We start from the raw sequence: 12,516 nt of genomic DNA, 5'->3' as shown, positions 1-12,516 counted from the left end.
GGTAGTACCAGGCCTTTTGGTGATTTTGATATGGCTTATGGTGGTTGGGAATTAGAAGGTGAACCCTATACCCAAAATAATAACACCGAATTTTCATGGTTTCGCTCCAGGATGCTAGGGGGAAGAACCAACCATTGGGGACGTATTTCCTTGCGTTTTGGTCCTTTAGACTTTAAAAGAAAGGATTTTGATGGCAAAGGCGATAATTGGCCCATAGGTTATGAAGATGTGAAACCTTATTATGATAAAGTTGATAAGTTAATAGGAGTATTTGGTACTAAAGAAAACCTTCCAAACGAACCAGACGGGTTCTTTTTACCTCCTCCAAAACCAAGACTTCACGAGTTGTATATTAAAAAAGGTGCTACAAAAGCCGGTATCCCTATGATTCCCTCACGTTTGTCTATACTTACCAAGCCTGTTAATAAGGAAAGAGGAGCCTGTTTTTTTTGTAACCAATGCTCAAGATCCTGTATGGCATACGCCGATTTTTCATCATCATCAGTGCTTGTAAAACCGGCTACAGAGACAGGAAATGTAGATTTGTATGTTAATGCTATGGTTCGAGAAGTATTGACCAACGGTGAGGGGGAAGCTACCGGGGTTTCTTATATAAATAAAGAAAATTTAAAAGATTACGAAATTAAAGCTAAAGTGGTAATATTAGCTGCCAGTGCTTGTAGCTCTGCCCGAATTCTACTTAATTCCAAATCTTCTCAACATCCTAATGGTCTTGCTAACTCCAGTGAAGTAGTAGGGAAATATTTGCATGATTCTACAGGTTCTTCACGAGGAGGTTTTATTCCTAAATTAATGGACCGGGAACGCTATAACGAAGATGGAGTGGGGGGTATGCACCTTTATACTCCCTGGTGGCTTAATGACAGTAAGCATCTTGGTTTTACCCGTGGCTATCATATAGAATATTGGGGAGGAATGAGTATGCCGGCCTATGGATTTGGGTTTAACACACAAGCTTTACAAGAAGCGATTGGAGATACTTCACGAAATGCTTATGGCACCGGATTAAAAAGAGATGTGAAAAAATTTTATGGAGCCACCTTTGGAATGGCAGGAAGAGGTGAAAGTATTCCCAGAAAAGATAATTATTGTGAAATAGATGTAAATACGGTAGATAAATTTGGAATCCCTGTTTTAAAATTCAACTATAATTGGTCTGATGAAGAAATAAAACAGGCTGCACACATGCAAGATACTTTTGAAGAGGTGATGCATAATATGGGTGCCATTCCTTTGGGTGACAAGCCCGGAAAAGACTCAAATTACGGGCTGGAAAAACCCGGTAAAATTATTCATGAAGTAGGAACTACCAGAATGGGCGACGATCCGGGAAGTTCGGTTGTAAATAAATTTAATCAGGCTCATGATGTTCCCAATTTGTTTATTATGGATGGCGGGCCCTTTGTTTCCCAGGCCGATAAAAACCCCACATGGACTATCCTGGCCCTGGCCTGGCGTGCTACAGATTATTTGATTGAAGAACTTAAAAAAGGAAATGTTTAAGAGATAAATTATGGATAGAAGGGAATCTTTAAGGACATTGGTAATGGGAGGAATGGCTTCAGGCCTTTTTCTTACCAGCTGTGTAAGCGATAAAAAATCACCTGTTGAAGAAGGTGATATACTAGAGGAAAGGGAAAACTACGGGAGAACACCCGAAGAAATAGAAAGGGATGAAGAATTAATGTCTGAAACTTTTTTTACAAAGGAAGAAATGGCAATGATTGCAAACCTGGCAGATATAATTATACCTGAAGATGAAGAATCGGTCTCTGCTACTGAAGCGGGAGTGCCGGAGTTTATAGAATTTATTGTAAAAGATATCCCAGAGCACCAGTTACCCATGCGAGGAGGTTTAATGTGGCTTAACCGGGAAAGCAGTAAGCAGTTTGATAGGTCTTTTGTTGAAGTTTCAAAAGAGAATCAGTTAAAAATTATCGATCAAATTGCATATCCTCAGGATTTTGAAAAGACATCACCGGGGCCAACTTTCTTCCGAAGAATTAAAAACTTAGTGGTTACCGGCTACTTTACCAGTGAGCCGGGCTTTAAATATCTTGATTATCGTGGAAATACCCCTAATGTTTGGGACGGTGTTCCCGAGCACGTTCTTAAAAAACACGGGATGCAGTACGATCTAGACTTATTGAAACATGCTATGGATCCTAGCACCAGAAACGAAGTGATGAACTGGGATGATTACCAGGTTTAATAGCTGTTAATTTTTAAGGATTTGAATGTAGTAAGGCACTGGTTTTTCTTAAAGAAGGCTAGTGCTTTTAAATTTAGCAATTATTTTTTCTAAAAATGTTTAAATACTACGCTTTAAGTATTCTGAAGGGGTTAAGCCAATAGTTTTTTTAAAAATTCTATTGTAATAAGATAAGCTATTAAACCCCGATGCAAAACAAGATTTGGAAATTGAATAGTTGCTATGTACTTCTTTTAATAATTTACAGGAATAATTTATACGTAGCTCGTTAAGATAGGTGATAAAAGATTTTCCAGTATGTTGTTTAAAAAATCTGCAAAATGCTGTTTTATTCATACCGGCTATGCCTGCAATTTTTTCAAGACTAATATCCTCTTTAAAATTCAACATTAAAAACTCCATGACCTCGCTTAATCGTTGATCTGATACTTGATGATGATTTAACCAGTTTACACTTCCTAAATAAGTATTATTAGAATGAACAGAAAGCGAATAAAAAACCTGAAGTATGTTTATTGCTTGTAATGGTACAGGCAGCTCTCGCAATTGAAAAAGTAGATTTTCAATTTTATTCTTTTTAAAACTGTGAAAAGTGGCCCCTCTTTCGCTTAAGTTGTGAATAAGCCTTATATATTGAAATTCTTCTTTATTGCTTTCAATAGCCTCAAAAAACGACTGATTTAAATGAAGAACATAGGCTTCAGAAAAATTTTTAGAAGAACTTTGAAACATATGTGGAATATTCTTTCCTATTAAAAACAGATTCCCTTCCTCAAAGGTTCCAATAAAATCCCCCGCAAAGAGGGTGCCCTTTCCTTGTTTTATGTATACCAGTTCAATTTCGGGGTGATAATGCCATAAGCGTAGAAACTGTCGCTCTTTATGATGGCTAAATTCGAAGTTACTTTTTAAATTTTTATGAAGAAAATGAAGTTTCATTTTTTAAAAGTTTAAGACAAGACTATACGGTAATTTTCAAATTTATTAAATAAATGCTTCAAATGAGCAAATATTGTACAATAGAATGCAAATTAATGTGAAAGAAATAAGCAGGAATAAGTATAATTTTGGTAGGGTGTTTCTTTTTGTTTAGGGCAAAGTTGCTTAAAGTTTTAGTAAAAGTGTTTTAACCCTTATCCAGCTTAGTGCTTTTTTTAGTAAAAATATTTTAAAAGCCCTTGGTCTTTAATCCTTTAGTTGGGAAGTGATGTTAATTAAAAACAGCTTAAAAATTAGAAGAAATACGATTGTTATTATCTTATTTAAAATTTGTTATGAATAGAATTCTATCATTGTTTTTGTTTTTTGTTTTTGTAAGCCTTACTGCCCAGGAGCGGGAGGGGAACATTGTAGAGTATTTTGGAAAAGAAAAGGTTGAAGATGTGCACGAAGGAGAAGTGCTTCATATTTTTACAGAAGCTCTTATTTATAAAGAACAACAACTTCCAAAAGACACCGAGGCTGTAGAATATGATCCTCTTTTCGCAAAATTTATAGGTAAAGCCAAAAGCGGAATAAAAAAGGGAAAGTCTACCGGTAAAAATTATCGCGGAGAACCCATAAGATGGGAAGAAATAGAAGTAAATGAAAATAGTGAATTTCAGGATTCCGGTTTAAGAGACGGTTATTTGTATTTAGAGTACGAGGCAGATGCAGAGGAGATAGTTTTGTTAGATGCATCTGGACATACCAGTGTGTTGGTTAATGGGTTTCCTCATGAGGGGGATTATTATGATTTTGGTTGGAATTTAATTCCTCTTAAATTAAAGAAGGGAAAGAATGAGTTTATCCTTTCTTCAGGTCGTTTTTCCCGAATGCGTGCAAGGCTTATAAAACCCAAAAAAGAGCTTCAATTTACGCAGCGGGATATGACTTTGCCCGAAATCTTAATACAACAAAAGGAAAATTTCCCTGCAGCAATTAGGATAGCAAATACAAGTGAGAAAAATATAGAAAATATAAAGGTAGTAGCCCGTGTAGCCAATGCTGTTGCTGAAACAGCTATTTCAGCACTACCGGCATTACATGTTAGAAAAGTACCTTTTGAAATTCCTTCTGCCAATATCCCTAAAGGAAAAAAAGAAGTGCAAGTAGTGTTAGAGCTTGTAAATGCTAACAGGAAAATATTAGATGTACATACTTTATCACTTCCGGTAAAATCAAAATACGAACATCATAAAAAAACCTTTGTGAGCAACATTGATGGTAGTGTACAGTATTATAGTATGGCACCTTCTTTAGATACTGTTAGTGAAAACCAGGCTATGTTCTTTTCTTTGCATGGAGCTTCGGTAGAAGCTGTTAATCAGGCTAATGCTTATCAGCAAAAAGATTGGGGGCATATTGTGGCACCTACCAATAGAAGGCCGTTTGGTTTTGCCTGGGAAGATTGGGGGCGTTTAGATGCTCTTGAAGTTCTTGCGCATTCAGAAAATGAATGGAAAACCGATGCCACGCATACTTATTTAACCGGTCACTCTATGGGAGGGCACGGTACCTGGTATTTAGGTGCAACTTACCCCGATAAATTCGCAGCTATTGCTCCTGCAGCAGGCTATCCTGATCTATTGTTGTATCGTGAAAGCTTTAAACGGCGAATTACCGATAATCCACAGCTGCTTCAGGAAAGGTTTAAAATGGGAGTAGAGGAATTTAATAAAAGAACGGCCGTTCAATTAAATTCAAAAAAAGAGGAAGACCTAAGTGCAATGATTAAAAGGGCCGGTAACACCAGCCGTACTTTAAAATTAATAGAGAATTATCTAAACTTTGGTATCTATGTGCTGCACGGCGAGGTAGATTCAGTTGTTCCAACATTTATAGCGAGAGATATGCGCGAGCGTTTGGGTACTTTTCATAATGACTTTGTTTATTATGAATATCCCAACGGTACTCATTGGTATGGTAACCACAGTATGGATTGGCCGTTAATATTTGACTTTTTTAAGGCGCACGATAAGAAAACCGACGAGAACCAAAATGATTTTTCATTTAAAACGGCTTCTCCTGGGGTTTCAGAAAAAGCACATTACATAAAAATCCTTCAACAAGAGCGTCCTTTTGAAATTAGTAATATTTCAGTAGAAAAGGATAGTACTTTACTTCAGATTTTTACGGAAAACGTAAAAACTATTGAAGTTGACTTTTCAGAGTTTTCTGTAAAACCAGATTCTATAGTTATAGATGAGGTTCGTATTGCCGTAAATAAAGAGCTGAAGTCTTTGGTGATGAAAAAAATGAAATCTAACTGGGAAGTGACTAAAAAGCCTGGTTACCAGGAAAAAGGCCCGCATAGGTATGGCGGCTTTAAAGATGCCTTTAAAAATAAGCCTGTTTTGGTTTATGCAACCCAGGGAAGTGACAGGGAAAATAAATGGTATTATCACCGTGCAAAATTTGATGCCGAGAAATTTTATTACCGTGCCAATGGAGACCTAACTTTGGTAGCCGATACAGAATTCAATCCAGAAGATTACCCAGATCAAAATATAATCTTATACGGAAACAGCGATAACCATGCAAGTTGGAAATCTATGCTCAAAGATTCACCTATTCAGGTTTCTAAAGGTGAAATGACTGTAGATGGAAAAACTTTGAAAGGAAAAGATCTGGGAGCATATTTTATATACCCCAGAAAAGATAGTGATTTGGCAAGTATAGGGGTAATTACCGCTACCGGCGAGCAAGGAATGAAAGCTGCCTGGGGCAACGATTATTTGTTAAATGGTACATTTTATCCGGACTTTATGATTTTTGAAGATACGATGATGCATGAAGGACTTCCCGGGATAAAAGCTGCCGGCTTTTTTGATAATTCCTGGCGTATTGAAGTAAACGATGTGATATGGAACGAGTAAACCAACCATTAAAGTAATTACTTATAAAACAACGCAAAAGCTAAGAACTTGAATAAAATTTTAAAAATAAGCGAACAGGATAATGTTGGTGTAGCCTTGTGCAATTTAGTTTCTGGTGAAATTATAGAGCTTTCGGGAGCACAAATTGAAGTATCACAAAATATAGAGATTAAACATAAAATTGCCCTGCAGCAGTTTAGTCCCGGAGATATTATTGTTATGTATGGTGTTCCTGTAGGAGAAGTGGTTTTGCCAATTGGTCGTGGAGATGCTTTAACTATTGAAAATATAAAACACCGTGCAGCCGATTATAAATATGAGGGCACAACTTACAATTATAATTCGCCAGATATCACCTCCCTTAAGAACAAAACTTTTATGGGCTATCATAGAGAGGATGGCCAGGTTGGCACTGCTAATTACTGGTTATTTGTACCGCTGGTTTTTTGTCAAAATAGGAATTTAAAGGTATTAAAAGAGGCCTTTGAAACCGAGTTGGGTTATAAGCAGGAAAACCCATATAAATTGCAATTGAGGCAAATGCTCTCTGGAGACTCTGATGCAGTAGCTAATGCTGAAGTCATTAATGAGCAAGTCTTTAAGAATGTAGACGGAATTAAATTCCTTGCTCACGAAGGTGGTTGTGGGGGTACACGGGATGATGCCCAGGCATTGGTGAATTTACTTGCAGGCTATATTAAAAACCCCAATGTAGCAGGTGCAACGGTATTGAGTTTAGGTTGCCAACACGCCCAAATGAGTTTACTGGAAGAAGCACTGGTTAAACTGAACCCACAGAAACCGGTTCTTTATTTTGAGCAACAGCAGTTTTCTTCAGAAAAAGATATGTTACAGGAAATAGTTTCCAAAACCTATCCCGAGTTGGAAAAAGCTAACAGCATGGAGAGAAAACCTGCAAGTTTGGATAAACTCAATATCGGTTTGGAATGTGGCGGATCTGATGGATTTTCGGGCATTACCGCCAATCCATTAATTGGTTATATAGCCGATAAAATTACGGCTGTAGGTGGCCGCGCTATGCTCTCTGAATTCCCGGAACTATGTGGGGTAGAACAGGATTTGATAGATCGTTGCCAAAATAGGGAAATGGCAGATAAGTTTATAAATTTAATGGAAACTTATAATACCCAGGCGCAAAAAGTAGGGTCGGGCTTCGATATGAACCCTTCCCCTGGTAATATAAAAGATGGCTTAATAACCGATGCAATTAAATCGGCAGGTGCAGCGACCAAGGCAGGTAGATCGCCAATAAGTGGAATCCTTGATTATACAGAACATCCCGTAAAAAGCGGTTTACATTTACTGTGTACTCCCGGGAACGATGTAGAATCTACCACCGGGTTAGCCGGATCTGGAGCAAATTTAATCCTATTTTCAACTGGGTTGGGTACGCCTACAGGAAACCCGGTTTGTCCTGTTATTAAAATATCTTCAAACTCTGCTTTGCCAAAGAAGATGAAGGATATTATTGATTTTGATGCGGGGAAGTTAATTTCAGAAGAAGCAGATTTAGAAAATTTATCAGAAGATCTCTTAAATCTAATTATTGAAATAGCCAGCGGAAAAACATTAACCTGTGCCCACAAGTTGGGACAGGACGATTTTATTCCCTGGAAAAGAGGGGTTTCATTATAACACTTAATCTATACCTATGAAAAAAGCAACGTTGGTTATTTTAATGTTAATACATTTTGCAGTGTTTTCACAGGGAGATGAAGACTATATTCCCGCAAAAGAAAATTTAGAAGCCCGACAATGGTTTCAGGATGCCAAATTTGGGATGTTTATTCACTGGGGGGTATATAGTGTTTTAGGAGATGGAGAGTGGGTAATGAACAATCAGAATATTTCGAAAGAAAATTATGAGAAGTTGCCTGGTTTTTTCAACCCAATAGATTTTGATGCCAAAAAATGGGTGGCGATGGCTAAGAATTCAGGTGTGAAATATATTACAGTAACCACGCGTCATCACGATGGCTTTTCTATGTTTAACACCGGGGCCTCACCTTATAATATTGTAGAGGCTACGCCATTTGGCCGGGATGTAATAAAAGAGCTTGCAGAAGCTTGTAGGGCCAACGATATAAAACTTTTTTTCTACTATTCCCTGTTAGACTGGCATCATAAAGATTATTACCCATTGGGAAGAACAGGCAATGGAATTGCCGATAAAAATACCAGTGGTAATTGGGACGAGTATATAGCGTTTATGAAACAGCAATTAACCGAGTTGCTTACAAATTATGGTGAAATTGGAGGGATTTGGTTTGATGGACATTGGGACAAGAAGGATGCCAACTGGCATTATCAGGAAATTTATGAATTAATCCATAAACTACAACCTCAAGCTTTAATAGGAAACAATCATCATATAGCGCCTATAAAAGGAGAGGATTTTCAAATGTTTGAAAGGGATTTGCCTGGCTATAATACCACGGGTTTTGGAACAGCTAAAGAAAATATAGGGGAACTACCTAAGGAAATTTGTGAAACAATTAATGGTTCCTGGGGATTTAACCTGCAGGATTCTAAGCATAAGTCTAAAAAAGAACTGGTTCGTTATTTAATCAAATCGGCAGGTTTTGGTAGTAACCTTTTACTCAATGTTGGGCCTATGCCTAATGGCGAGATTCAAAAAGAACATCAGGAGTCGTTTTTAGAAATTGGAGATTGGCTCCAAACTTACGGCGAAGCAATTTATGGAACCAGGCAGGGGCCGTTAGCCCCCAGGGAGAATGTGGTATCTACCCTTAAAGACAATGAAGTGTTTTTATGGCTTTTGGGCGATAAGGATACCTATTTTATTGAAGGCTTTTTTCCAGAAACAAAAAGAATGGTTTATTGGAAGGATGGATCTACAATAAATTTTGAAAAGACAAAATTCGGAACTTTTATAGAGATCCCGGAGGCTAAGAAAAATAACATAGCAACATTGGTGAGTTATAAAATACAAAATGAATAAGTAAAATAATATGGGTCATAGTTTAAAAGGAAAGTCGAGCATAATTACAGGTGGAGGAAGCGGTATAGGCAAGGCAATTTCAATGGAATTTGCGAATGCCGGTGCTAATGTGTTTATCCTGGATTATAATGAAGAGACGGCAAAAAATACGGTAGAAGAAATTACTTCAGCCGGAGGTAAGGCAAGGTTTTTTGCTTGTGATGTAACCAAAAAAGAACAGGTTGATAAAATAATTACTGAGATTACCGGTGAATCTTCAATTGATATTTTGGTAAACAACGCGGGTATTGCCCACGTGGGTAATGTAGAGAATACAAATGAAGAGGATTTAGATAGAATTTACGAAGTTAATATCAAGGGTGTTTTTAACTGTTTAAAATCGGTTATCCCCTATATGAAGTCGGCAAAAAATGGATGTATAATTAATATGGCGAGTATTGCTTCTGTAGTTGGGATTCAGGACCGTTTTGCCTATTCCATGTCTAAAGGCGCGGTACTTACCATGACTTACTCTATTGCAAAAGATTATATAGACTATGGTATACGCTGTAATAGTATTGCACCGGCCAGGGTGCATACCCCGTTTGTAGATGGTTTTATTGCCAAAAACTACCCCGGGCAAGAGGAAGAGATGTTTGAAAAACTCTCCAAAACACAACCTATAGGCCGTATGGGAAGTACTAAAGAGGTGGCAAAGCTTGCCCTTTACCTGGCTTCAGACGATGCAGCATTTACAACAGGAACCAATTTTCCAATAGACGGAGGTTTTATAAAATTACAAGGATAATAAATAATAGATATGAAAAAAGTAATAATAGCTCTTAGTATTTTAATAGGCTTGCAGGGATATGCACAATCTCCCGAAGAAAAAGCTATAAAAGAGCATGGCTATCCAGAATGGTTTAAGGAAGCAAAACTGGGTATTTTTATTCATTGGGGCTTGTATTCAGTACCGGCTTATGGAGGTAAAGAATCTTATGCCGAATGGTTTTTAAGAGGAATGCAAACCAACGATAGTTTACGTAACGCTTTTGTAGATGAGCATTACGGAACTAATTTCACTTATAAAGATTTTGCCGGAGAATTTAAAGCAGAACTCTTTGATCCCGAAGAATGGGCTGAAATTTTTAAAGAGGCCGGTGCTAAATATGTGGTATTGGTTTCTAAACATCACGATGGCTATACCTTATGGCCAAGTAAATTTAACCGAAACTGGAACAGTGTAGATACCGGCCCAAAACGTGATATTGTAGGTGAATTAACAGAAGCCGTTAGGGACGAGGACCTTAAAATGGGATTATATTATTCTCTAGCCGAATGGAACCATCCTTTACACCGCTGGTATACAGATCCGCACGATAGTATTGGACGATATGTTGAAGAATATATGGTGCCGCAGTTTAAAGAATTGGTAAAGGAATATAAACCTACTTTGATTTTTTCTGATGGCGAATGGTATAATACAGCCGAACAATGGCAAGCTCCACAGCTAATAAATTGGTATTACGAAACAGTAGGAAAAGATGCTATAGTGAATAATCGTTGGGGCCATGGCCTTGATGTTGGTTTTTTAACCCCGGAATATAGTTCAGGAATTGTAGAGACCGAAAGACCCTGGGCAGAGGTAAGAGGAATTGGCCGTAGTTTTGGCTTAAACCGAAATGAAAATTTAGAGGCCTACGGAACCGGAAAGGAACTCATTGAAAGGTTTGTACAAACCGTTGCCAATGGTGGTGGCATGATCTTGAATGTTGGCCCAAGGGCCGATGGGCAAATTCCTATGATTCAACAGGAACGTTTAAAACAGTTGGGAACCTGGTTGGATATTAATGGAGAAGCTATTTATGGTGCTGAAGCCTATTCAAAAACGGGAGAAGAAAAAGAAGTTAGTTTACAAAGGGTAGATAGTGTAATTAACTTTAACTGGGTAAGAAATTCACCTATAAAAGGAATACGCGAAGACGATTTTCAGGCAACCTGGGAAGGCTTTATTGTAGCGCCAAAAACAGGGAAATATACTTTTGAAATTGAGGTAGATGACGAAGCTATGGTGCAAATTGATGGCAAAACCATTATTAATAGTAATTATACAGCACCCGATAATGAAGCTGAGGTTATGGGAGCCAACACCGGGACTTCAGATAAAGGTACAATTCGTTTAAAGGCCAACGAGCGTACTCCAATTAAAATTAATTACCGCGAGAAAAAACAAAACGCCAAGATTAAATTGTTTTGGAGCACGGCTAATTCTGAAAAGGAACTAGTTCCTTCACAGGCATTTTTTATTGATAAAAATGGGGAGGAGAAAGGTTTACAAGCGCAATTCACTTCTTTAAAAACCTATTTAAGTTATACAAAGAATAACGATGCTTTATACGCTATAAGTTATGAATGGCCAGATGATGAGTTAGCATTGAAAATAGACAAACCTGCTAAGGATGCAAAAGTTCATTTGTTGGGCTTGGATAGGGAATTACCCTGGACATACAGTAACAATACATTAATTATAGATACATCAGGTATTAAATATGGGGAGTTACCCGGTCACGATGCCTGGACTTTTAAAATTCAGTAAAAAATAGATTATGAAATTAATACGATTTGGAGCTCCCGGACAGGAAAAACCGGGAATTGAATTAGAAACAGGAAAAAGAATAGATGTTTCGGCATTTGGAAAAGATTATACCGAAGATTTTTTTGCCGAAAACGGTCTGGAAGATCTTAAAAACTGGCTTTCAGAAAATAAAGATAATTGCCCCGAAATAGATTCAGAAGAACGTTTGGGAGCACCGGTTAATCGTCCTTCCAAATTGGTTTGTATTGGTTTAAACTATGCAAAACACGCAGAAGAAAGCGGTATGGAGGTGCCATCAGAACCCGTTATATTTTTTAAAGCAAGTAGCGCCATTGTAGGGCCTAACGACGATGTAATTATTCCTAAAGGCAGCCAAAAGACCGACTGGGAAGTAGAATTGGGAGTTGTGATTGGTAAAAAGGCCAGTTATGTTTCTGAAGAGGAAGCCATGGATTATGTGGCCGGCTATGTGTTGCATAATGATTATAGCGAGCGTGAATTTCAATTAGAGCGTTTAGGGCAATGGGTTAAGGGAAAAAGCTGTGATACGTTTGCACCCTTAGGACCATTTTTGGCTACTAAAGATGAAATTCCAAATCCTCATAACCTTGATTTATGGTTAAAACTAAATGGTGAGATTAAGCAGCAAAGCAACACTTCAGATTTTGTTTTTAACATACCTCAGGTAATAAGCTATGTAAGTCAGTTTATGAGTTTATTGCCCGGAGATATTATTTCTACCGGAACTCCATTTGGGGTAGGAATGGGCTTAAATCCGCAGCGCTACCTGAAACCAGGGGATGTAGTTGAATTGGGTATAGAAGGCCTTGGGACTTCTAAACAAGTGGCAAAAGCTTATAAAGAATAG

Annotated in this window: 9 protein-coding genes; 8 read left to right on the top strand and 1 reads right to left on the bottom strand. The window is 37.7% G+C overall.

What is annotated here, in order from left to right:
* Positions 1 to 1,524 (top strand): GMC oxidoreductase (locus I6U50_RS11415; RefSeq protein ID WP_198638927.1); only part of this gene is annotated, 1,524 nt, incomplete at its 5' end.
* 10 nt (positions 1,525 to 1,534) lie between these two features.
* The gene (locus I6U50_RS11410; RefSeq protein ID WP_198638926.1) at positions 1,535 to 2,233 is read left to right on the top strand and encodes a gluconate 2-dehydrogenase subunit 3 family protein; all 699 of its coding nucleotides are present in this window, start codon (positions 1,535 to 1,537) and stop codon (positions 2,231 to 2,233) included.
* Positions 2,234 to 2,332: 99 nt separating this feature from the next.
* Here the strand turns inward: I6U50_RS11410 and I6U50_RS11405 are convergent, their stop codons facing one another.
* Positions 2,333 to 3,172: an AraC family transcriptional regulator gene (locus I6U50_RS11405; RefSeq protein WP_193710700.1), complete on the bottom strand. Its 840-nt coding sequence runs from the start codon at positions 3,170 to 3,172 to the stop codon at positions 2,333 to 2,335.
* Positions 3,173 to 3,507: 335 nt separating this feature from the next.
* Here I6U50_RS11405 and I6U50_RS11400 point away from each other — a divergent pair, with 335 nt between their 5' ends.
* From I6U50_RS11400 to I6U50_RS11375, 6 genes are read left to right on the top strand one after another with little or no spacing between them, the layout of a single operon-like run.
* The gene (locus tag I6U50_RS11400; protein ID WP_198638925.1) at positions 3,508 to 6,090 is read left to right on the top strand and encodes an alpha/beta hydrolase-fold protein; all 2,583 of its coding nucleotides are present in this window, start codon (positions 3,508 to 3,510) and stop codon (positions 6,088 to 6,090) included.
* A gap of 48 nt (positions 6,091 to 6,138) precedes the next feature.
* Positions 6,139 to 7,746: a UxaA family hydrolase gene (locus I6U50_RS11395; protein ID WP_198638924.1), complete on the top strand. Its 1,608-nt coding sequence runs from the start codon at positions 6,139 to 6,141 to the stop codon at positions 7,744 to 7,746.
* Positions 7,747 to 7,762: 16 nt separating this feature from the next.
* Positions 7,763 to 9,073: an alpha-L-fucosidase gene (locus I6U50_RS11390; RefSeq protein WP_198638923.1), complete on the top strand. Its 1,311-nt coding sequence runs from the start codon at positions 7,763 to 7,765 to the stop codon at positions 9,071 to 9,073.
* Between the two features lie 10 nt (positions 9,074 to 9,083).
* Positions 9,084 to 9,860, top strand: coding sequence for an SDR family NAD(P)-dependent oxidoreductase (locus I6U50_RS11385; RefSeq protein WP_193710704.1), 777 nt, complete (start codon positions 9,084 to 9,086; stop codon positions 9,858 to 9,860).
* A 12-nt stretch (positions 9,861 to 9,872) separates the two neighbouring features.
* Positions 9,873 to 11,648: an alpha-L-fucosidase gene (locus I6U50_RS11380; RefSeq protein ID WP_198638922.1), complete on the top strand. Its 1,776-nt coding sequence runs from the start codon at positions 9,873 to 9,875 to the stop codon at positions 11,646 to 11,648.
* A 10-nt stretch (positions 11,649 to 11,658) separates the two neighbouring features.
* Positions 11,659 to 12,516: a fumarylacetoacetate hydrolase family protein gene (locus I6U50_RS11375; RefSeq protein ID WP_193710706.1), complete on the top strand. Its 858-nt coding sequence runs from the start codon at positions 11,659 to 11,661 to the stop codon at positions 12,514 to 12,516.

Source organism: Salegentibacter maritimus, assembly GCF_016236975.1.
In the GTDB taxonomy this organism is placed as follows: Bacteria; Bacteroidota; Bacteroidia; order Flavobacteriales; family Flavobacteriaceae; genus Salegentibacter; species Salegentibacter maritimus.
Note: the sequence above shows the minus strand (reverse complement) of the source record. Positions and strands in the feature narration are given on the sequence as shown.

Bases quoted from the DNA above. Each gene is read 5' to 3' on its own strand.
- I6U50_RS11410 (WP_198638926.1), top strand. From the start codon at position 1,535: ATGGATAGAAGGGAATCTTTAAGGACATTGGTAATGGGAGGAATGGCT.
- I6U50_RS11405 (WP_193710700.1), bottom strand. From the start codon at position 3,172: ATGAAACTTCATTTTCTTCATAAAAATTTAAAAAGTAACTTCGAATTT.
- I6U50_RS11400 (WP_198638925.1), top strand. From the start codon at position 3,508: ATGAATAGAATTCTATCATTGTTTTTGTTTTTTGTTTTTGTAAGCCTT.
- I6U50_RS11390 (WP_198638923.1), top strand. From the start codon at position 7,763: ATGAAAAAAGCAACGTTGGTTATTTTAATGTTAATACATTTTGCAGTG.
- I6U50_RS11385 (WP_193710704.1), top strand. From the start codon at position 9,084: ATGGGTCATAGTTTAAAAGGAAAGTCGAGCATAATTACAGGTGGAGGA.
- I6U50_RS11380 (WP_198638922.1), top strand. From the start codon at position 9,873: ATGAAAAAAGTAATAATAGCTCTTAGTATTTTAATAGGCTTGCAGGGA.
- I6U50_RS11375 (WP_193710706.1), top strand. From the start codon at position 11,659: ATGAAATTAATACGATTTGGAGCTCCCGGACAGGAAAAACCGGGAATT.